We start from the raw sequence: 21521 nt of genomic DNA, 5'->3' as shown, positions 1-21521 counted from the left end.
CAATGCCGGAACTGGCCGACCATCCGCTTCGCCGTACTTTGAGCGATGAGCTGCACGCGCGGCCCTCGCCCCCTGTGCCGGTGCCGGCGGAGGCATTCTACATCGCGCTGACGCCTGCAAGCCCCATCGGCCCGCGTGACCGGACAGCCGAACGGGCCCATCTTGCCGAATTGCTGGCCCGGTACGACCTGCCCGCACCGCCGCCCGGTGCGACCCATTTCACCGGCCAGATCGGCGATGCGGTGCTGAAGTGGGAAAGCCATGCCGAGGTATTCAGTTATACCGTCATCACGCCGCGGCTCGGGGCCGTGCCCTTTTCCCCAGACCCTTTGATACCGGTCGAGTGGCTGGCGTCGGCTCCAGGGCTGCGTCTCGTTTCCGCCTGCTTCCGGGTGGAGGAGATGCCGGAGACGGAGGCCGCGCTTTCCCAGAAGCTCTCGAACTGGTTTGTGGCCGAGAGCCTTGCCGCCGCGCGGGTGATCGACCGTCATGCCGTGGCGGCCAGCGATTTCCGCCTGGATGAGGCAGGCCATACACGCTTTGCGCTTTTCGTGGAGCATGGCACCGGGCCGCGACGTGTGGGGCGGTTGCTGCAGCGCCTGTGCGAGATCGAACTCTATGCCACCCTCTCGCTTCTGGGTTTTGCGGCGGCGCAGCGGATCGCGGCCCCGATGGCGGAGATCGACGCGCGGCTCACCGCCATTGTCTCCGGCCTTGCCACGGGCGGGGCGAGCGCAGAGGAAACGCTGGGGCAGCTACTCTCCGTGTCGTCCGAGCTGGAAGGGCTGATCGCGGGCGAAAGCTTCCGCTTCGGCGCGACGGGCGCTTATGAGGCGATCGTTCATCATCGGGTGACTGCGCTTCGCGAGGAGCGGATACCCGGCTACCAGACTTTCGCGGAGTTCATGCAGCGTCGTTATGACCCGGCCATGCGTACGGCGCGTTCGGCAGAAAGGCGGCTGACCTCCATGGCGGATCGCGCGGAGCGGGCGGGTGACCTGCTGCGCACGCGGGTGGATGTCGGCCGTTCCGCGCAGAGCCAGGCCCTGCTTGCCAGCATGGACCGCCGCTCGGATCAGCAACTGCGCCTGCAGCACACCGTGGAGGGTCTGTCCATCGCCGCCATCAGCTATTACGCGGTGAGCCTCGCCTCATATCTCCTGCTGCCCTTCGCCGAGATGTGGCATCTGCCAAAATCCCTGCTGACGGCAGGGCTGGTGCCGGTCATCATGTTGGGTGTGGCCCTGATGCTTCGTCGCATCAGGGCCGGTTTTCACGACTGAAGATCTCAATCGGCGGGCTTGCGGAACACGACCAGCTTGGCGGTGAGCACCTGTACCTCCTCACCCTTCTGGTTGAGCGTCCGGCTTCTCAAGGTGATCATTCCAAGATCCGGTCGCGACCGGGACGGTGCGACGTCAAGCACTTCGGATTCCACATGAAGCACGTCGCCGGGACGGGTCGCCTGCGGCCAGCGTATCTCGCCGCCCGCGCCGATGATCCCCCCTGCGAGCGGTGCCCCGCCGCCGACGAGGAGCCGCATCGTGACAGCCGCGGTATGCCATCCGCTCGCCGCCAGCCCGCCGAAAAAGGAGGCACGACCCGCTTCTTCGTCAAGATGGAAGGGTTGGGGATCGTAATCGGCGGCAAACCTTCGGATATCCGCAGTCTCCATGCGATGCTCGCCGCTGCGGAACTGCAACCCCGGCGTGATATCCTCCAGATAAAGTGGTTCCATCGGGCTCCTCCAACGTTTAGAGTATGAGCGAACGCCAAATGCGCAAAGCTGTCAACCGGGACGGTGGCACATGACCCGATCCAGCCGAAGCAAGATGGCCGCGAACCGAGAGCAGATCCTCGCTGCGGCGATGGCGCTGTTTCGCGCGCGTGGGGTGACGGAGGTGGGTATTGCCGAGGTCATGGAACGTGCGGGAATGACGCAGGGCGGTTTCTACCGGCATTTTGTCAGCAAGGACGCGCTGGCCGCAGCGGCCTGCGCCGCGGCCTTTGCCGAGGCTGAACAGGCCTGGCGAGGCGGAGCGTCGGAGGGGGAGGGTCACGTGACGGAACGGCTCCGTGCCTTCTATCTCCGCCCCCGCCCTGCGGAGCGGACCTGCCCGATCCTGTCCTTTGCGGCAGACGTGCGGAACGCGCCAGACACCCTGCTCGCCGCCGCGTGGCGGGACGGAATTTCACGGCTTGTGGCGCTTTACGGGGAGCTGACGGGCGTTCCTCCCGACATCGCGCGGGCTGGCGTGGCCGGGCTTGCAGGCGCGCGGCTGCTGGGTTTCGGCGATGCTTCGCTGGACGATGGGGACGGGGCGGCTAGTTTCCCGGACGAACCCGCCGATTGCGCACAGGCCCGAGGGAAAATGAAATGAAGATTGTGCTCCTGTTTCTCGCGGCCCTGCTCCTGCCCTTTACCGCCGTGGCCAGCACGGTCCCGCGCGAGGTGGCCCGCGTGCAGGCAGAGGATATGGCTGCTTGTCAGAAGGCAGGCGGCCGGGCGGTCGCTGAGGCGGGATATCTTGTCGCGGCGGATCTGAATGGGGATGGGCGTCCCGACTATGTCACGGATCTTGCCCATCTGTCCTGCGAGGGGGTGGCCGGTTTCTTCTGTGGCACCGCGGGCTGTCCTGTTACCGTCTGGCTGTCCGGCCCCGGCGGGTACTTTGCTGCCGATGCGGGCCATGCCGAAGCCTGGCGGCTGGAGGGTACGACCGTCGTCCGCCGGATCAACGGGCAGCTTTGCAGCCCTCCACAACGCAGCAGCTGCGAGATCCGCCGATCCTTCGCGGGGGTCAATCGTCCCGCCGCAGCACGCCCCGCCGCGACTCAGGGCTGGCAATTGCGCCGAACCCAGGGGCTGCCGCCCGTCGCCATATCGCCGGGGCCGGGAAACATCTTCTCCATTTCCGCCTTCTGCCTCGGGGATCAGCCATGGCTTGCCGTGGTCTTCAGGGAACGCCCGCGCGAGACCACCGTGCGGATCGACTTCGCGTTCGCGGACGGCGTGCTGGGCGGCCCCGCCAGCCGCCAGCGGGGAACGTCCGATGCTTATGTCATCAGCCTCGCGGGAGGGACCTTGGCGCGGCAACTGTCCGGCCGGGATGGGACGCTTGGGCTGTCTGTCAACGGCGTATCGCAAGGGGCACTGCCGCTGCGCGGTTCGACATCAGCCCTGCGCGGCGCTCTTGCCGGATGCCTGACGCTCTAGCGGTCGCAGGCTTCCTTGGCCGATCGCAGCCCCGATGAAAAGCGGCAGACAGATTGGAGGGCCCACGCGCGGATCCACCCAAGCGCCGTGCGTCGCGCCGATGGGTTTGGTTTCGCATCAGGGTCAACATTGCTCGCGGCCCTTCCTTCCATCCCCAACCGCTTGTCGCAGAGAGACTAATCCGCGCGGAAAGACCCACTCAGATCAGTCGTCAAGGCGGAGCGGCCCCAGACGCGGATACATATCTCCCGGGCCGGGGTTATCCGCCGGAGATTGACCTCCGAGATGCGTCATGACCCCCCAGACAGCATTCAGGGCGGTCTGCACCGCACCTTCGACCCAGGCCGGCGTCCAGCTTATCCCGTCACCCGCAAGGAAGATGCCGCGTTGGGCGGCAGGCAGGCCGGCTTGCATGAAATGTCCATACATCCGGTGATTGTAGCGATAGTGGCCCGGAAGCGCGCCCTTGAACGCGCCGAGGAAGTTTTCGTCGGCCTCCCAGCTCACGCAGATCGGCTGGCCGACGATATGGCTGGCGATATCGGTCGTCGGATAGATCTGTTTCAGTGCGGCAAGCGCAAGCTCCACCCGCCGTTCGCAGGACAGCGGCAGCACCTTCAGCGCGTCTGTCATCCATGAATAGCTGAGACAGATCACCGCCGGCTGATCGGGGCCGTTGTCGAAAAGATAGGTTCCGCGGGTGATACGGTCGGTCAGGGTCATCGACAGTGGCTCTCGCCCGGTGTCGGGGTCGATATCGCGCCAGAACGGACGATCCACCATGACAAAGGTCTTGGCGGCCTGCATGTAGCGCGTGCGGTCCAGCGCCATCCACAGCTTCTGGTCGAAGATCGTCTCGTCCACGCTGATGGAAGTGGTGAGAAGGTGGCTCTGACAGGTGACGATCACGGCCGGGTAATCATCCTCCCGCCCCCAGCGATCCCGGATGCGAAGATCGCCCGCGGGCGATCGGGAAATCGCCATGACGCGGCCCCGCGCCGCGCCCCCGTTCAGGGAGGCGAGCGTCGTGCCACGGGGCCAATGTGCCAGCCGCTCCGGCGGGTGACGCCAGAGCTGCTGCGGCATCTGCTCCACCCCGCCCACGATGAACCGCTGGTTGTCATCCAGTTCGGCCAGATTGACGCGCAGGATTTCGAGCATCGAATTCGGGAAATCGCTGTCCCAGCCCCCTGTGCCGAAGCCAACCTGCCCGAAGACCTCCCGGTGCCGGAAGCCGAGGCGGGAGAAGGCGGAGGAGGAGGCGACGAAATCGTAGAAGGTCCGTTCGTCCCAGTCCCGCACCAGCGGATCCCAAAGCTCTTTCAGCCGTGCCGCGTCGCGGTCGCGCATGGCGGCCTGCAGGTCGGAAAAGCGGGCATGCTCCTCCAGCGCGTCGCGATAGGCGGCGGCGACCTCATGGTAGAGCGGGGGCAGATCGGCGAGTGTCCGGGCATAATGCGTCTCCCCTTCCAGATCGATGACCGTGGACCCTGCGGCCGGGGTCAAGGGGTTGGGGAACGGGTGGCTTTCCAGCCCCAGAAGGTCGATATAATGATAAAAACCGCGGGACGAGACGGGAAACCGCATGCCGCCCAGTTCCGCGACGATGCCGTCCGCACCCTCAAAAGGCTCGGACCTGAGCCTGCCCCCGAAGCGCGCGGCTTCGTAGACCACAGGCCGCAGGCCGAGCTTCATCAGCTCATAGGCCGCGACGATTCCCGCAGCCCCCGCGCCGATCACCGCGACCTGCGTTCCATACCGCTCCTCCGGTATCGCCCCGAGGCCGGAGGAATGATCCAGCCAGTCATCATAGGCGAAGGGGAAGTCCGGGCCGAAGGCGCTTACGCCCGGCTGGGTGTCGGTGTCGAGGAGGGTCATCGGTCTTGCCTTGTGCTGTCCTGCGCGCCGCTGCTGGCCAGAGCGCCTGTCTCGTGGCAGAACTATGCTCAAAATTTCGCTCGGGAGGAAAGCCCATGAAACTCGCCGTCTATCAGGCGCCGCCGACCGACGGAGATGTGGAGGCCGCCTTTCGCCGTCTCGAAGCCCAACTCCGTGCCGCAGCGCTTGCTGGGGCAGATGTTCTGGTAGCGCCGGAGCTTTACCTGCCGGGGTACAACCGTTTCGACTTGCATTCGCAAGTGAGCGAGGCGGATGGCGCCGGTTGGCGGGCGCGGCTCTCCGCTCTGGCACGTGCAGCGGGGGCGGGGCTGGTGGTCGGCTGGGCCGAGCGGGCGGAAGGCCGGTTGTGGAACGCGGCGACGTTCTTTGATGCGGATGGCGCGGTGCGCGCGCATTACCGCAAAATCCAGCCCTATGGGCCGGATGAGACGCGGACATTCGCTCCGGGAGACGACTACGAGACGTTTTCGCTGGAGGATCGGTCTGCCGGGCTGCTGATCTGCTATGACATCGAATTTCCCGAACATGCACGGGCCTTGGCGGTGCAGGGTGTGGAGATGTTGCTCGTCCCCACCGCCAATCCAGCAGGTTTCTCCCATGTGCCGGAAATTCTCGTGCGCGCGCGGGCGGCGGAGTCGGGTGTGGCCATTGCCTATGCCAATTATGCGGGAACGGAAGCAGGGCTGACTTATGGCGGCGGCTCGGTGATCGTGGCGCCCGATGGGATGATCCTGGCCTCTGCCGGGGCGGGGGAAGCATTGCTGATCGCGGAGCTTCCGCCACGTGCTGAGACAGAGGGCGCACGGCAGTTGAAGGCGCGGCGGCTCGGCTAGACGGGCAGGACGGTGACGGCATCGCCCGGATGCAGCTCTGAACCCGTGTCGGGCAGAATCGCGAGGCCATCCGCGATCGCGGTGGGCAGGAGTGGGAGCGCCTGTGCCACGCCCTGCATCAGCCGCACCAGCACGACCTCCGACCGACCGCAGCGGGGGAAGGCGGCGAAGGCGGCGGTTTCGGTGCGACGCTCGACCATCGGCAGGCTCGCCAGCGTGCGCAGCAACGGCTCGCCGAACAGATGCCAGCAGGTGAAGGCAGCAACCGGCGTCCCCGGCAGACCGAGCCAGAGAGCTGCGCCGATCTGTCCGATCATGACCGGCTTTCCGGGCTTGAGGGCTACACCCCGCACCGCGAACCGCCCGCCCGCCCGCCGGAAAGCCTCCGCCATATAGTCGGCCTCTCCGACAGAAGACCCGCCCGTGGTGACGATCAAGTCGCATCCCGCCAGATCGGTGAGAGCGGCCGTGATCGCAGCCGGATCGTCGGGGAGATCGCCGGCATCCTGAAGATCGACCTCCGTGCGGGAAAGTGTGGACAGAAGAAAGGGGCGGTTTGCGTTCCAGACCTGCCCGGGAGCGAGGGAAGCGCCGGGAGGTGCGATTTCGTTTCCGGTGCAGAAGAACCCCACGCGGACCCGCCGCCGAAGGGAAAGCGTGTCGGCGCCGACCATGGCCGCCGCGAGGGCTGCGGCGGGTGTGATGCGGATCCCCGCGCTCAACACGGCGTCGCCCAAGCGAAGCTCGGACCCCGCGCGGCGCACATTCTCCCACATCGCGGGGGGGCGGCGACAGCGGATGCCGGGGGTTCGATGCTCCACGTCTTCCAGCATAACCACCCGGTCCGTTCCGGGCGGGAGCGGGGCACCGGTTCGGATGGGCAGCGCATTCTCCACTATGGCCCCCGCCGCCGCATCCCCGGCGAGCGCATAACCATCCATCGCGGCAAGGTCGAAACGCGGCAGGTCCAGCGGGGAGAGAAGCGGCTCCGCCAGAACTCGGCCCTTGGCCGCAGCCAGAGGAACCCGTTCCACTCCGGTCACGGGTTGGGCGAGTGCCCTTGCCGCCGCCTCCGCCACGGAGAGGGAGACCGGGCCGATGCACGCGGGCATCGTCATCGGAGCGGATCCGGCAAGGCAGGTTCCGTCACCCGCCCCGGATGGCTCCAGACATCCCATCCCGCCGCTCCCGCGAGGGTGATGAGCGTGATGCCGGACCGCTCCGCAAGTGCCACCGCTTCTGCGGTAGGGGCGGAGACGGCAATGAGCAGGGGGGCACCCAGCATTGCGCATTTCTGCACGAGGTCGATGGAGAGGCGGCTTGTCATCACCACGCCCCCCGAGGCCGGATCCATATCGGCGGTCTTCAACGCCCCGCAGAGCTTGTCGAGTGCATTGTGGCGTCCAACATCCTCCCGCACCATGACGATCCCCCGCGCAGGTTGCCAGAAGGCGGCCGCATGGAGAGCACCGCTCTGCGCGCGGAGCCGCTGCTGCGCCCCGATTCCCGCCACCGCAGGGGCGATGTCTTCCGCCCTCACGGTCCACGGCGGGGTCGCGACGCGGGGCACGTCCCGCAGCACCTCCTCAAGGCTCTCGATCCCGCAAAGACCGCATCCCATCGGACCGAAGCTCTGCCGCCGCCGGGCCACCTGCCGGGCCTCGGCCCCCGGGGCCAGCCAGATCTGAAGGTCGATCCCACGGGAGGTTGCGACAGCCTCGATCCGCTCGATTTCAGCGGGACGGGCGATGCCTTCGGTCAGGGAATAGCCCAGGGCGAAGTCGTGCAGGTCCTCCGGCGTTGCCATCATCACCGCCTGCGTCGACCCGTTATAGGACAGGGCGACCGCCGTTTCCGCGGGCAGAACACGCTCTCCCTCGCTGACCTGATCGTCTCCGAACCGCAGGCGGCGGATGCTGCGCTGACTGGGGAAGGGCGGCGATAGGGCGGGTGTCGTTTGCGGTTCCGTCTCCCTGAGGATGAGGGCGGCGATGGCGGCGGTGTCGTCCAGATCAAGCACGGGAACCGCAAGGCTGCCGGGAGGGAGGCTGTCGCTCGCCACGGCGCGGATCGTTGAATCGCCGGGCTGGATCAGGGGGTTTCCCGTCTCCGCCCGGTGGCATTCGATCTTGGGGTGCGCATCACGCTTCCAGCCCTCCACCAGCACGATGTCAACAGGCGCCAAGCGGGCAAGGTGATCCGCGAGGGACGGCTCCGCCGCACCCCGCAGCTCATGCATCAACGCCCAGCGTTGCGAGGTGGAAAGCAGCACCTCCTCCGCCCCGGCTGCCCGGTGGCGATAGCTGTCCCGGCCCGGCTCATCGACGTCGGCGTCGTGATGGGCATGCTTCAGCGTCGAGACGCGGTAGCCGACGCGGGTGAATTCCGTGACGAGCCGTTCCATCAACCCGGTCTTGCCGCTGTTCTTCCAGCCGGTGATGCCGAACACCCTCATACCGGGCACTCCGCGAGCCGTTGGCGGGCTTCATCCAGATCTTCGGGAGTGTTGACGTTGAAGAATGGATCGCGGTCGAACATGGCAAGCACCATCCCGGCGCGTTCTGCCACATCACGGATACGGCGGGTGCCCTCCGTGATATCCCGGTGCAGGGCAGGGGCGAGCGCGGTGGACCACAGGCCGAAGGTGGGATGGGCAACGGGCCTGCCGTCGTATCCGCTGGCCGCAAGGACCACGGCGGCGCGGGTTTCCTCCTGCCGCGCCCGAAGTCGCGCAACCAGATCGGCCGGCAGGAAGGGTGTGTCGCAGGCCGCTGTGACGATCCAGTCGGCCTCTCTGGCGACCGCCCATTCCATCCCGGCCAGTATGCCCGCAAGCGGCCCCGGATGGTCGGAAATGCTGTCGGCGAGAACCGGCAGGTCAACGTCGAAACGCTTGGCGTCTCCGTTGGCATTCAGTGCCAATGGAAACGCCTGTGCTCCCATGCGTGTGATCACATGTGAAAGGAGTGTTCCGCCCCCTAGACGTCTGAGCGCCTTGTCGCCCCCCCCCATCCGCCGCGACAGACCCCCGGCGAGGATGACCGCAGGCAGCCCTGTGCCGACCATTCAGACCCGCTCGGCTGCAGGCTTGCGGATCGCCGGCAGCGCTTCCCGGACAAGGGCGCGCAACGCATCACCCTCGGGTTCCTTGGCAAGGGTCAGAAGCCGTGATCGCATGCGCGGCTCCCAATAGTCGTTGATATGTGAAGCCAAGCCGATGGCCGCTTCTTCCGGCGGCTTGGTTTCCATGAAAAGCGCGATCTGGTTCGCCATGCGGACCAGCCGTTCGTCCGTATTGCTCATGACCCCTCACTCACTCCGCCGCTGGCAGAACGCGGCGGGAGCGTTCCGCCAGAGCGGCATATTCCTCCTGCCAGGCGCTCGGCCCGTTGGAGGGCGCCACCTGCACAGCCGTCACCTTGTATTCCGGACAGTTGGTGGCCCAGTCGGAATAGTCGGTCGTGATCACGTTAGCCTGAGTTTCGGGGTGGTGAAAGGTGGTATAGACCACACCCGGGCTTACCCGATCCGTCAGCTCCGCCCGGAGCGTCGTGTCTCCAGCGCGGGACGCAAGCCGGACCCAGTCTCCCTCCCGTATGCCGCGCACCTCCGCGTCGTGGGGATGGATCTCCAGCACATCCTCCGCGTGCCAGACGGTGTTGGCCGTCCGCCGGGTCTGTGCACCGACGTTATACTGGCTGAGGATCCGCCCCGTGGTCAGGAGCAGGGGGAAACGCGGTCCGGTCCGTTCATCCGTTGCCACGTATTCGGTGCGGATAAGCTTGCCCTTGCCGCGCACGAAATGGTCCACATGCATGATCGGCGTGCCCTCGGGGGCCTCATCGTTGCAGGGCCACTGCACGGACCCCATCCAGTCCAGCCGGTCATAGCTGACGCCGGTGAAGGTCGGCGTGGTGCGGGCGATTTCCGCCATGATCTGGGAGGGGTGGGTGTAGCGCCAATCCGCCCCCATGGCATTCGCCAGCATCTGGGTGACTTCCCAATCCGCATAGGTCGCCTTCGGTGCCATCACCTTGCGCACGCGGTTGATCCGGCGTTCAGCGTTGGTGAAGGTGCCGTCCTTTTCAAGGAAGGAGGAACCCGGCAGGAAGACATGCGCGTAGTTCGCCGTCTCGTTCAGGAACAGGTCGTGGACGATGACGCATTCCATCGCCGCCAGCCCGGCCGAGACGTGTTTCGTGTCCGGGTCCGACTGCAGGATATCCTCACCCTGACAGTAAAGCCCCTTGAAACCGCCCTCAACCGCCGCGTCCAGCATGTTCGGGATGCGCAGGCCCGGCTCGGGGTCGATGGTCACTCCCCATTCCGTCTCATAGATCGCTCGCGCGTCGGCGTTCTTCACATGGCGGTAGCCCGGCAGTTCATGCGGGAACGAGCCCATGTCGCAGGAGCCCTGAACGTTGTTCTGACCGCGGAGTGGATTTACGCCCACGCCCTGACGCCCGATGTTTCCGGTCAGCATGGCGAGGTTCGCTATGCCGATGACGGTGGTGGAGCCCTGGCTATGCTCCGTCACGCCCAGTCCGTAATAAATCGCCGCGTTTCCGCCCGTGGCATAGAGCCGGGCCGCCGCGCGCAGCTCTGCCGCCGGAACGCCGGTCAGCGCCTCCGTCGCCTCGGGGCTGTGGCGCGGGTCGGAGACGAATTCGGCATAGTCCTCGTATTCGTCCCAGTCGCAGCGCTCACGGACGAAAGTCTCGTTTACCAGCCCTTCGGTCACGATCACATGGGCGATGGCGGTGACGACGGCCACGTTGGTCCCGGGCCGGAGGGGGAGATGGTGGTCCGCCTTCACATGCGGACCCTCCACCATCTCTGTCCGGCGCGGGTCGATCACGATGAGTTTCGCGCCCTGCCGCAGCCGCTTCCGCATCCGGCTGGCGAACACGGGATGGCCGGAAACCGGATTGGCGCCGATCACCACCATCACATCCGCAGCCTCGACCGAGTCGAAATCCTGCGTCCCCGCAGAGGTGCCAAAGGTCTGGCCGAGCCCGTAGCCAGTGGGCGAATGGCAGACACGGGCGCAGGTATCGGTGTTGTTGTTGCCGAAAACGGCACGGGTCAGCTTCTGCACGAGGTAGGTTTCCTCGTTCGTGCAGCGGGAGGAGGTGATGACGCCGACGGAATTCCGGCCGTACCGCTGCTGGATGCCCTTCAGCCGAGCCGCCGCGAAGGTCATCGCCTCCTCCCACGACACTTCGCGCCACGGGTCGTTGATGGTTTCGCGGATCATGGGTGACAGGACGCGGTCCGGGTGCGTGGCGTAGCCCCATGCGAACCGGCCCTTCACGCAGGAATGGCCGTGGTTCGCCTTGCCTTCCTTCCATGGCACCATGCGGACCAGTTCGTCGCCCCGCATCTCCGCCTTGAACTGACAGCCGACACCGCAATAGGCGCAGGTCGTCACGATGGAGCGGTCGGGCGTGCCGATTTCGATGACGGATTTCTCCTGCAACGTTGCCGTCGGGCAGGCCTGCACACAGGCTCCGCAGGATACGCAATCGGAAGTCAGGAAGCTGTCGCCTGCGGCACCCGCCGCTACCCGGCTGTCGAAGCCGCGCCCGGTGATGGTCAGGGCGAAGGTTCCCTGCACCTCCTCGCAGGCGCGCACGCACCTGTTGCAGACGATACATTTCGCGGGATCATAGGTGAAATACGGGTTCGATTCGTCCTTGGGGAGCCACTGCGGATTGGCCTCGCCGGATGTGTTGCGGGCGAAATGCGTGGCCATGCCGCCCTTGGGCGCGGTATAGCGCACTTCGCGCAGGCCGACTGCACCGGCCATGTCCTGCAGCTCGCAATCTCCGTTCGCAGCACAGGTCAGGCAGTCCAGCGGGTGGTCGGAGATGTAAAGCTCCATCACCCCGCGCCGCAGGTCCTTCAGGCGTCCGGTCTGGGTCTTTACCTTGATGCCCGGTGCCACCGGCGTGGTGCAGGAGGCAGGCGTGCCGTTCCGACCCTCGATCTCCACCAGACACAGCCGGCACGAGCCAAAGGCCTCCAGATTGTCGGAGGCGCACAGCTTGGGCACGGTAATGCCGATTTCGGCAGCCGCCCGCATGATCGAGGTGCCCTCCGGCACCGTCACTTCGAACCCGTCGATGGTCAGGCTGACCATCGTCTTCGACTTTGACCGGGGGGTGCCGAAATCGCGATCGTCGGGGATGATGAAATCCTTCATGACCTGTCTCCGATGCGGCGGTTGCGGGTGGGGATGCGCACAGGAACAGGGGCCACGAGGCCGAGCCATCGCGCGATGAGGGCAATCATTCCGCAGCCTCCTTCTGAAGTGCGAAGTCATCGGGAAAATGGGTGACTGCGGACATGACGGGATAGGGCGTGAAGCCGCCGAGCGCGCAGAGCGAGCCTGCCTTCATGGTGTCGCAGAGCGATGCCAGCACCGGCATGGCCGCAGCATCTCCTGCGGCGATCCGGTCCAGCGTCTCCATGCCCCGAACCGCTCCGATGCGGCAGGGGGTACATTTGCCGCAGGACTCGATGGCGCAGAATTCCATCGCGAAGCGGGCGAGTTTCAGCATGTCGGCACTGTCGTCGAACACGGTCAGCCCCGCATGGCCGATGAGACCACCCGCCGCCGTGAATTCTTCGTAGCCGAATGGGGTATCGAAGAGATCGCGCGGAAAATAAGCGCCGAGAGGCCCACCGATCTGCACGGCCTTGACCGGCCTGCCGGTGCGGGTGCCTCCGCCGATATCCTCAACGATTTCGCCCAGCGTGAGGCCGAAGGCCGTCTCGAACAGCCCGCCATGCCGCACATTACCGGCGATCTGAAGAGGCATGGTGCCATGCGAGCGTCCGATGCCGAAGTTCCGGTAGAACGCCGCGCCGCGATCCATGATGATAGGCACGGAGGCGAGCGATATGACGTTGTTGACCACGGTCGGCCGGCCCAGAAAACCCTCAAGCGCCGGGAGTGGCGGCTTGGCCCGAACCGTCCCGCGCTTCCCCTCGAGACTGTTCAGGAGCGAGGTTTCCTCGCCGCAGACATAGGCGCCCGCACCCGTGCGGACCTCCATGTCGAAGGCATGACCCGATCCCAGCACGTTCGGGCCAAGCAGACCTTCGGCCCGCGCCACGCGGATGGCGGACTCCATCATCTCTATCGCGTCAGGATATTCGGAGCGGGTGTAGAGATATCCGCGCGTTGCACCCACGGCGATGCCCGCGATGGTCATACCTTCGATCAGACAGAAGGGATCGCCCTCCATGAGCATCCGGTCCGCGAATGTGGCGCTATCCCCCTCATCGGCGTTGCAGACGATGTATTTCCGGGAGCCGGGCGCGTCATGAACGGTCTTCCACTTGATGCCGGTCGGAAAGCCTGCACCGCCGCGGCCCCGAAGGCCGGAGTCCGTCACCTCCTTCACCACCTCCGCGGGCGTCAAGGAGAGGGCGCGCTTCAACCCGTTCAGCCCGTGATGAAGTTCGTACTCCTTGAGAGACAGCGGGTCGATGACGCCGACACGCGCGAATGTCAGCCGCGTCTGGCGCACCATCCACGGCAGTTCCTCCGTCAGGCCAAGGGCCTTCGGATGGCTGTCCGGCGCATCAAACAGCCGGGCCACATCGCCCGGTTCCATGGGGCCGAAGGCCATGCGGCCAAGGTCGGTGACAATCTCCACCAGCGGCTCAAGCCAAATCATGCCGCGGGATCCGTTACGGATCAGGTCCACCTGCAACCCGCGCCGCGCCGCTTCCGCGAGGACCGCAGCAGCCACCTTGTCCGCACCAAGCGCCTTCGCAGCAGCGTCTCTCGGGACATAAATCCTCATGCCCGTGCCTCCGCGATGATGCCATCCATCAGCGCCTCATCTGCCCGCGCGACAAGCCGCCCGTCGATTTGCGCGGACGGGCCGCAGGCGCACAGGCCGAGGCAGAACACGGGCTCCAGCGTCACGGCCCCGTCCGGCGTCGTGCCATGCCAGTCGATGCCAAGCGCCCGGCGAACATGATCGCCCAAAGCGTCTGCGCCCACCGCCTGACAGGCTTCTGCCCGGCACAGTCGCAGGACGTGCCGCCCGGCAGGAGCCTTGCGGAAGTCGTGATAGAAACTGACAACGCCATGAACCTCGGCACGGCTGAGATTGAGCGCCGCCGCGATCAGCGGTACGGCGCCATCAGGAACAAAGCCGAAGCTTTCCTGAACCTCATGCAGAAGCGGCAGCAACGGGCCTTCCCGCCCAATATGATTTGCGATGATCGCGGCCATCTGGGCTTCCAGATCGGCAATGGGCGCGGCTGGCTTGAGTGCTTGCATCGGCTCCTCCCTCAAGCGCCATTCTAGGCATCATGGGGGCCCGATCAATTCCGACTTTCCGTGGAGCTATAGGAGTTTTCTATCAACCAGCGTTCTCGCTTCCGTAAGAAGCGCGTTCACGGTCGGGCTGTGCGGATCCCGCCGCGCCACGATCAGGCCCACCATCCGCCCCGGATTGCCAGCCCGGGACCGGCGGATGGGAATGGCGACAAGCCCGCGCCCGGTCCCAAGGCTTTCCGCAATCAGCACCGGCATGACGGAGGCCCAACGACCCGTGGCAACGTGGCTCGCCAGAACGATGGTGGAATTCGACTCGACGATCGGGCGGGCCGGGGTGCCTGCCGCGTCCAGCAGACGGTCGATGATCCGGCGGTTCTGCATGTCGGTGGTCAGCAGGCAGAGTGGCAGGCGTCCCACCTCCGCCCAGCTATGCTGTCCCGGCCCGCCTCTTCGGCATCGGCGGCCACGAGGAGACAGTAGTCCTCTTCATAAAGCGGGATTTCGAGGTGACGTTTGCTGTCCCCGGTATAAGTGATGCCTGCATCCAGTTCGAGCCGGTCGATCTCCTCCATGATCTCCGTTGCGGCGCGGGAGAGAATGCGGAACGTCACCTCCGGGTGACGCTCGCTATAGGGCGCGATCAGCCGGTGAACCATGGGCAGCGCGGTGGGGATGACCCCGATCCGCAACTCGCCTGACAAGCCGATCCGGGCCGCGCGCATCTCCTCCCGCATGGCTCGCACATCCCCGACGATGACGAGCGCCCGTTCATAGACGCGCTCCCCCTCCGGCGTCAGCGCTTCGAATCGGGCACCACGACGCACCAGTTGCACGCCAAGGATATCCTCCAACTGCCGGATGGCGGAGGAGAGCGTCGGCTGCGTTACGCCCACGGCCTCTGCTGCGCGACCGAAGTGTCGCTCGTTGGCCAAAGCGATGAACATCTCGAGTTTGTCGATCATGGCGCCTCCTCCTGTGGCCTGTCATGCAGGCCGTGATCGGACCGTCTGTCAGGCGAGACCCGCGGCACTGCGGTCGGGCGAGGCATCACATCCGGCCTTGTTTTGCCTGACCTGCTCCGCCATCGGTGATGGAGCGTTGGGATTGCGCAAGGGGACAGAGTTCGGCGTGCGCTTGCAGTCCGGGCTATTCCTTCTCCCCCCGGCTCCCCGGTGCTTGGCACGGCTGGCGATCGCGGCCCCCGAGTCTATGCCCCCATAATGGCGGAAGCGGTTTCGCCTCTTCGAAACTTCAAGCAACGATGACAGGGAACGCGCCGCCTAACAGGTGCCGTGCAGGATACGCAGCTTAGGGCGGTCGGGCCGGATTTCCTCGTAGTGCTTATGACGGATGCGGATAGCGGATTTTATGTGAGCGGTGAGCTTGTGGCGGAGGGCTGAAATGCCGCCTTGAGAGCCGGCGGTATCCCCTCCGACCCTCAAGGCATGCGCCGCATTCGCTTCTCAAAATCTCAACAATTCTCACATACCACATGAAAATGGTGGTATATCTAATTGTTCAGAAAGGAATTTCGTCGTCAAGATCGTTGGACCGTCCGCCGCCGTAGCCACCGCCCGAACGCCCTCCGCCCTGACCACCGTACGAGGGACCCTCGTCGTAGCCACCATCGTAGCCGCCGCCCTGGCTTCCGCCGCCTCCACCACTTCCGCCCTCGCTGCGACCGTCGAGAAGCGTCAGCTCACCGCGGAACGGGCGCAGGACGATCTCGGTGGAGTAGCGGTCCTGACCTGACTGGTCCTGCCACTTCCGCGTTTCAAGCTGGCCCTCGATATAGACCTTGGACCCTTTGCGGAGATACTGCTCGGCAATCTTGACCAGCGGTTCGGAGAAGATTGCGACGGTGTGCCATTCCGTGCGCTCCTTGCGCTCGCCGGACTGGCGGTCGCGCCAATTCTCCGAGGTGGCGATCCGCAGGTTGCAGACCTTGCCGCCGTTCTGAAAGCTCCTGACTTCCGGGTCGCGGCCCAGATTGCCGACCAGAATAACCTTGTTGACCGAACCCGCCATTTCGCCTCCGATTCATTGCTTGCTCCACATAACCGCGACGAGGGGGGGAGGCCAACCGACTATTGCGCTCCTGCAGATTTCCGCTGGTCAGGGCGAAGATTATTACTAAGATTGCGACCGATAAGAAGAACCCGAGCGGGGGACATCTGAATATGCGTCACACAGTCATGACGCTCACTGCGGTTGCGGTGATGCTGGGCGGTGCAAGTACGGTTGCGGCAGAAGGGCTGACCGCAACACGGTCAACCAAATCCCGAATGCAGCTTTTCCAGAGCCAGACCCGGCTTCTGGATACGCGCCTCTCCGATCAATACCAGAGCTCCACGCGGCTTCAGCCAAAGACCGTGGATCGCAAGGCACCTACACTTCCCAAGTATGCGGGGAATTACAAAGGCCAATATCTGGCGGTCGCCCGCGGCGCGGCGCGCAAGCACAATGTGCCGGAGGACCTGTTCCTTCGCCTTGTGCAGCGTGAGTCCGGTTGGAATCCGCAGGCGGTTTCCCACAAGGGTGCAACGGGGCTGGCGCAGCTTATGCCGGATACTGCGGTGCTGCTGGGCGTGGACGTCAACGACCCGCATCAGAACCTCGAAGGGGGGGCCCGCTACCTGCGCCGCATGTTCGAGCGGTTTGGGGACTGGCGGCTGGCGCTGGCGGCGTACAACGCCGGGCCGGGCGCGGTGGAACAGCACGGTGGCGTGCCGCCATATCAGGAAACCCAGTCGTATGTTGTCGCGATTCTCGGCAACGGATGATTCGCGGCTGATGCGGTTGCGTGCTCATGCCTCCCGTATGTTGCGGTATCAATAATCCGTTCGACAGCTAGTTATTACCTTGGTGTTATGCGGGATGCCGGTAACTTCTTAATTATCGCCTGAAATGCAGGCGCTTCCTGTTCCAGAATTGCCCGGAAGCGTGTGATCCATTACCGAACCCTCCATCTTTCGGATGAATGCGGCGCCATGGCGCAGGTCCGACCACCGTGCGTTTCTGAGGAGCGCGGCAGGGGATCGAGGGGAGACATGACTATGACAAAAGATTCGACCGCCTCGCGCGGTCTGGGCATGGTGGCGATACTCTGCTGGGCAGCGGTCGTGCTGGACGGGTTCGATCTGGTCGTCCTGGGTGCGCTTATCCCGACGATGACCGATCCCGCCGCGCCTTGGATGAGTACGGCTCAAGCTACCGCGATCTCGACGGCGAGCCTTGTTGGCATGACGTTGGGGGCGCTTTCCATCGGCTGGGCGACTGACCGGATCGGCCGGCGCAAGGCGATGCTCTGGGCGGTGGGATTTTTCTCGGTGATGACGCTGGGGTGCGCCATCGCCGCGACGCCATTCCAGCTCGGGGCGTTCCGCTTCCTCGCGGGCTTTGGTCTGGGCGGGTGCCTACCGACGGCCATCGCACTGGTGACGGAGTTCTCCCGCGGCAAGGCGGGCAAGGCGAGCACCACTGTGATGACCGGGTATCACGTGGGCGCGGTGGCGACGGCGATCCTTGGTCTTATTCTGCTTGCGCCGTTCGGCTGGCGCGCCATGTTTCTGGCAGGGGCGATTCCGGGTTTCGTGCTCATCCCGCTCATGATGAAATGGCTGCCTGAGTCCCCCGCATTCCTTCTGTCGCAAGGACGGCGGGCAGAGGCCGAGCGCATCGCCGACGCCTATGGTCTGACCCTGTCGGAACCCCCGCCGAAGGCGGAGCGCGTCTCGCCCGGCAAACTGATCGGCCCCGGCTTTCTGCGCAACAGCCTCGCGATCTGGGTGACCTCCTTCATGGGGCTGCTGCTGGTTTACGGTCTGAACACCTGGCTTCCCGCTCTGATGGTGGCGGCGGACTATGGGCTGCAACGCGGGCTGTGGTTCCTGCTCCTGCTGAACGTCGGGGCGATCGTGGGGCTCATTGTCGCGGGGCGCGTCGGTGACGCGATCGGGCTGAAGCGCGCGGCCTGCCTGTGGTTCTTCGCCGGTGCTGTCCTGCTCGCGCTGCTGGCGATCCGTATGCCGCTTTCGTTGCTCTATCCGGCGGTGTTCCTCACGGGCTGCTTCGTGTTTTCGGCGCAGGTGCTGGTATATGCCTTCACCGCCGCGAACCATCCCCCGGAAGTCCGCGCGACGGCCATCGGTCTCTCGGCAGGCGTCGGTCGTCTCGGCGCCATCATGGGGCCGCTCCTTGGCGGTATGCTGGTGGGCCTTGGCCTTGGCCATCCGTGGGGGTTCTTCATCTTCGCGGCGGTTGGCCTTATCGGGGCACTGGCCCTCTCGCTCAGCGTGGTTCGCGTCTATCGCTGACGTATCACAGGACGGCATGACCTTGTTTTCGGCCCCGGTTGCTGCCGGGGCCGTTTGCTTTTCGGCGTAGTCATGCAAACTTTGCATGGCTGCCTCAAGATTGAGTTTCTAGCCCCCGCCACTTAGCACTTTTCAAATGAGCCATGTCAGGAGGAGCCCCATGACCCATAACCTCGATGATCGGATACGCCATGCTGGCCTTCGTGATCGGATCATGTCGGCTGAGGAGGCTGCGCGGCTTATCGGGGATGGCATGGTGCTCGGCATGTCGGGTTTTACGCGGGCTGGAGAGGCAAAGGCCGTGCCGCTTGCGCTTGCCGAGCGCGCGCGCAAGGAGCCTTTGCAGATCACGCTGATGACGGGGGCGAGCCTTGGCAACGATCTGGACAAGACCCTGGCCGAAGCTCATGCGATCTCCCGGCGCATACCTTTCCAGTCCGATCCCTTCCTGCGGAAAAAGATCAATGCGGGAGAGGTGATGTTCATAGATCAACACCTCTCCGAAACCGTCGAACAGCTCAGAAATCGCCAGATCCCCGGTGTGGACATAGCGGTGATCGAAGCGGTTGCCATCACCGAGAATGGCGGGGTGGTGCCCACGACATCGGTTGGGAACTCCGCCTCCTTCGCCATTCTCGCGCCGAAAGTGATTGTGGAGATCAACCTGAGCCAGCCGGTCGGGCTGGAGGGGCTTCACGACATCTATATACCAAGCTATCGCCCCAACCGCATGCCCATCCCGGTCGTCACGCCCGAAAGCCGCGTGGGCTTGCCATATATCCCGATCCCGCCGGAAAAGATCGCGGCTATCGTCCTGACGGAGAAGCAGGACAGTTCATCCACCATCCTCGACCCCGATGAGGATACGCGCGCCATTGCGGGTCACCTCACCGAGTTTCTGATGCATGAGGTGCGGCAGGGGCGGCTTGACGAGCGGCTCGCTCCGCTTCAGGCAGGGATCGGCACTATCGCAAATGCTGTGCTGCACGGGTTTCTGGACACGCCGTTCCATGATCTGAAGATGTATTCCGAGGTCCTGCAGGACTCGACCTTCGATCTGATGGATGCCGGCAAGATGACCTTTGCCTCCGGCTCCTCGGTGACCCTTTCCGCCCGGAAATATGCGCAGATGCTGCCGCGCTTTGCGGAGTTCAAACCGAAGCTTCTGCTTCGCCCGCAGGAAATCTCCAACCACCCGGAGGTCGTTCGGCGTCTGGGGATCATCGCCATCAACACGGCGCTGGAGTTCGACATTTACGGCAATGTCAACTCGACCCATGTGACCGGGACGCAGATGATGAACGGCATAGGGGGTTCGGGCGACTTTGCCAGGAACGCCTACCTCTCGGTTTTCGTCACGAAATCTGTCGCGAAAGGTGGCAGCATATCCTGCGTTGTGCCGATGGTCAGCCATGTCGATCATACCGAGCACGACGTGGACATTCTGGTGACAGAACAGGGCTTGGCCGATCTGCGCGGTCTTGCCCCGCGGGAGCGGGCGCGCGTAATCATCGCCAATTGTGTTCATCCCGCATGGCGCCCGCAGATCGAGGACTATTATGCCCGTGCTTTGACGCGAAGCGGTCATACGCCGCATGTGCTGGAAGAAGCGCTGTCCTGGCATGTCCGCTTGCAGGAAACAGGGCGTATGGATTGACGCAGCGTTCAATGTTGCTTTCACAACACCTGTATAGTAGGGATCGCAACATATATTGCGGTCCTTGAGGGAGGAAATCCGTGTTGTGGAGGAGTTGCACCGCAGGCCTGGCGGCCCGCGCGATATCGCATGAGCTCAAGGCATGAGCAGCGCTGACTTTTCGTCGCCGGCCGCGCGCCCGGGGATGGCTGCTGTCGATATCGGCTGGACGCCCGTTCGCATCGCCGTGGTGGCGTTGAGCTTTCTGCTAAACGCGCTGGACGGGATGGATATCGTCATCATGTCCTATATCGCGCCTGTATTGGCGGCGGATTGGGGCCTGACACCGGAAAACCTCGGCATCGTCTTCAGCGCGAGCCTCGCGGGCATGACGATCGGCTGCCTCTTCGTCGCGCCGCTGGCGGACAAATGGGGACGACGGCCGCTGATCCTCGGCATGTTGAGCATCATCACCCTTTGCATGCTGATCAGCAGTTTCGCACAGACGTTGTCAGAGCTTGTGGCGGCCCGGTTCGTCATCGGTATTGGCATCGGCGCCATTCTGGCGGGCGTGACAGCGATTGCTGCGGATTTCGCGCCACCGGCACGTCGCGGGCTGGTGGTCAGCATGGCCATTGCCGGCTACCCGCTGGGCGCCGTGACGACAGGTCTGCTCAGCGCGCATCTGTTGCCCGTGCACGGCTGGCGCTTCATGCTGTTGGGGGCGGGAACCATCTCGCTCATCGTCATCCCGGTGATCTTCCTGATCCTGCCGGAATCCCAAGACTATCTGATGCGAAAACAGCCACGCAATGCGCTTGCGCGGCTGAACAGGCTCCGGGCCCGGCTGGGGGAGGAGGTGCTGGACCGCCTGCCTCCCAAGCCTGCCGCAACGCGCACCTATGACGCGGGCGAAGTGTTCGGCGGCGGTCGCAAGATCGGGACGCTCTGCCTCTGGCTCGGGATCTTCATGGGTTTCATGACCTTTTACTTCGTCGTCTCATGGATCACGCAGCTTTCCGTTCGTGCCGGGCTGCCGCTGGATCGGGCGATCTATGCGGGTGCGCTGTTCAACCTTGGCGGCTTCGTCGGCACGCTCATAGTGGGTTGGCTCGGGAGCCGGCACGGCCTGCCGCGTGTGACCACGATCACCATGATGATCGCGGCCTGCCTGATCGCCTTGTTTGGCGCGCTTTCCATGCCGCTCGCAATGACGCTGACGATGGCGTTCCTCGCCGGTATGGCGACGAATGGGGGGTTCAATGCAGATTCCGAGGTTATCCGGCCAGGCATTCCGATTTGAAGCCGGCCACCATTC

The 21521-nt window shown here is 64.7% G+C and carries 18 protein-coding genes and 1 pseudogene; 8 read left to right on the top strand and 11 right to left on the bottom strand.

What is annotated here, in order from left to right; translation table 11 throughout:
- Positions 1 to 2: 2 nt before the first annotated feature.
- Positions 3 to 1283, top strand: coding sequence for a DUF3422 family protein (locus RT513_RS09050; RefSeq protein ID WP_290691444.1), 1281 nt, complete (start codon positions 3 to 5; stop codon positions 1281 to 1283).
- 5 nt (positions 1284 to 1288) lie between these two features.
- On the opposite strand, the gene RT513_RS09045 is transcribed toward RT513_RS09050, so the two are convergent.
- A complete protein-coding gene (locus RT513_RS09045) occupies positions 1289 to 1738 on the bottom strand; it encodes a MaoC family dehydratase (protein ID WP_290691441.1) in 450 nt (149 codons plus the stop codon).
- A gap of 94 nt (positions 1739 to 1832) precedes the next feature.
- Between RT513_RS09045 and RT513_RS09040 the strand changes: the two genes are divergently transcribed.
- Both RT513_RS09040 and RT513_RS09035 read left to right on the top strand, forming a co-directional pair.
- Positions 1833 to 2381 carry a TetR/AcrR family transcriptional regulator gene (locus RT513_RS09040; protein WP_290691438.1) on the top strand — a complete coding sequence of 183 codons (549 nt, stop codon included), beginning with the start codon at positions 1833 to 1835 and terminating at the stop codon, positions 2379 to 2381.
- On the top strand, positions 2378 to 3217 hold the full coding sequence (locus tag RT513_RS09035; protein WP_290691436.1) for a hypothetical protein: 840 nt from the start codon (positions 2378 to 2380) through the stop codon (positions 3215 to 3217). Before RT513_RS09040 ends, RT513_RS09035 begins: the two co-directional genes overlap by 4 nt.
- 204 nt (positions 3218 to 3421) lie before the next feature.
- Here the strand turns inward: RT513_RS09035 and RT513_RS09030 are convergent, their stop codons facing one another.
- Positions 3422 to 5095, bottom strand: coding sequence for a flavin monoamine oxidase family protein (locus RT513_RS09030; protein WP_290691433.1), 1674 nt, complete (start codon positions 5093 to 5095; stop codon positions 3422 to 3424).
- Between the two features lie 95 nt (positions 5096 to 5190).
- Between RT513_RS09030 and RT513_RS09025 the strand changes: the two genes are divergently transcribed.
- A complete protein-coding gene (locus tag RT513_RS09025) occupies positions 5191 to 5949 on the top strand; it encodes a carbon-nitrogen hydrolase family protein (protein ID WP_290691431.1) in 759 nt (252 codons plus the stop codon).
- Here RT513_RS09025 and RT513_RS09020 read toward each other — a convergent pair.
- The 9 genes and pseudogenes from RT513_RS09020 to ssb form a co-directional block, all read right to left on the bottom strand.
- Positions 5946 to 7067 carry a molybdopterin molybdotransferase MoeA gene (locus RT513_RS09020; RefSeq protein WP_290691429.1) on the bottom strand — a complete coding sequence of 374 codons (1122 nt, stop codon included), beginning with the start codon at positions 7065 to 7067 and terminating at the stop codon, positions 5946 to 5948. The two genes, RT513_RS09025 and RT513_RS09020, sit on opposite strands and share 4 nt — an antisense overlap.
- Positions 7064 to 8404: a formate dehydrogenase accessory sulfurtransferase FdhD gene (gene fdhD / locus RT513_RS09015; protein WP_313533928.1), complete on the bottom strand. Its 1341-nt coding sequence runs from the start codon at positions 8402 to 8404 to the stop codon at positions 7064 to 7066. Before fdhD ends, RT513_RS09020 begins: the two co-directional genes overlap by 4 nt.
- Positions 8401 to 9015 (bottom strand): molybdenum cofactor guanylyltransferase MobA, encoded by a 615-nt coding sequence (gene mobA / locus RT513_RS09010; RefSeq protein WP_290691425.1) that lies wholly within the window; start codon positions 9013 to 9015, stop codon positions 8401 to 8403. Before mobA ends, fdhD begins: the two co-directional genes overlap by 4 nt.
- On the bottom strand, positions 9016 to 9222 hold the full coding sequence (locus RT513_RS09005) for a formate dehydrogenase subunit delta (RefSeq protein WP_218821869.1): 207 nt from the start codon (positions 9220 to 9222) through the stop codon (positions 9016 to 9018).
- Positions 9223 to 9262: 40 nt separating this feature from the next.
- Positions 9263 to 12154 (bottom strand): formate dehydrogenase subunit alpha, encoded by a 2892-nt coding sequence (gene fdhF / locus RT513_RS09000; RefSeq protein WP_290691420.1) that lies wholly within the window; start codon positions 12152 to 12154, stop codon positions 9263 to 9265.
- 85 nt (positions 12155 to 12239) lie between these two features.
- Positions 12240 to 13766 (bottom strand): NADH-quinone oxidoreductase subunit NuoF, encoded by a 1527-nt coding sequence (locus RT513_RS08995; RefSeq protein ID WP_290691417.1) that lies wholly within the window; start codon positions 13764 to 13766, stop codon positions 12240 to 12242.
- The gene (locus tag RT513_RS08990) at positions 13763 to 14251 is read right to left on the bottom strand and encodes a formate dehydrogenase subunit gamma (protein ID WP_290691413.1); all 489 of its coding nucleotides are present in this window, start codon (positions 14249 to 14251) and stop codon (positions 13763 to 13765) included. The genes RT513_RS08995 and RT513_RS08990 overlap by 4 nt, the downstream gene beginning before the upstream one ends.
- Positions 14252 to 14317: 66 nt before the next feature.
- A pseudogene (locus RT513_RS08985) lies at positions 14318 to 15213 on the bottom strand (LysR family transcriptional regulator).
- 556 nt (positions 15214 to 15769) lie between these two features.
- Positions 15770 to 16279, bottom strand: coding sequence for a single-stranded DNA-binding protein (gene ssb / locus RT513_RS08980; protein ID WP_290691410.1), 510 nt, complete (start codon positions 16277 to 16279; stop codon positions 15770 to 15772).
- A 152-nt stretch (positions 16280 to 16431) separates the two neighbouring features.
- On the opposite strand from ssb, the gene RT513_RS08975 reads away from it, so the two are divergent.
- The 4 genes from RT513_RS08975 to RT513_RS08960 all read left to right on the top strand — a co-directional run bounded on the left by RT513_RS08975 (position 16432) and on the right by RT513_RS08960 (position 21506).
- The gene (locus RT513_RS08975) at positions 16432 to 17034 is read left to right on the top strand and encodes a lytic transglycosylase domain-containing protein (RefSeq protein WP_373447779.1); all 603 of its coding nucleotides are present in this window, start codon (positions 16432 to 16434) and stop codon (positions 17032 to 17034) included.
- A gap of 273 nt (positions 17035 to 17307) precedes the next feature.
- Positions 17308 to 18567, top strand: a complete 1260-nt coding sequence (locus RT513_RS08970; protein WP_290691407.1) for an MFS transporter — start codon at positions 17308 to 17310, stop codon at positions 18565 to 18567.
- A gap of 160 nt (positions 18568 to 18727) precedes the next feature.
- Positions 18728 to 20224: an acetyl-CoA hydrolase/transferase family protein gene (locus tag RT513_RS08965; protein WP_290691404.1), complete on the top strand. Its 1497-nt coding sequence runs from the start codon at positions 18728 to 18730 to the stop codon at positions 20222 to 20224.
- A gap of 184 nt (positions 20225 to 20408) precedes the next feature.
- Positions 20409 to 21506 carry an MFS transporter gene (locus tag RT513_RS08960; protein ID WP_313533927.1) on the top strand — a complete coding sequence of 366 codons (1098 nt, stop codon included), beginning with the start codon at positions 20409 to 20411 and terminating at the stop codon, positions 21504 to 21506.
- Positions 21507 to 21521 lie beyond the last annotated feature (15 nt).

This window comes from Haematobacter sp. (assembly GCF_032102465.1).
In the GTDB taxonomy this organism is placed as follows: domain Bacteria; phylum Pseudomonadota; class Alphaproteobacteria; order Rhodobacterales; family Rhodobacteraceae; genus Haematobacter.
This window is presented reverse-complemented; position numbering and strand designations above follow the sequence as displayed.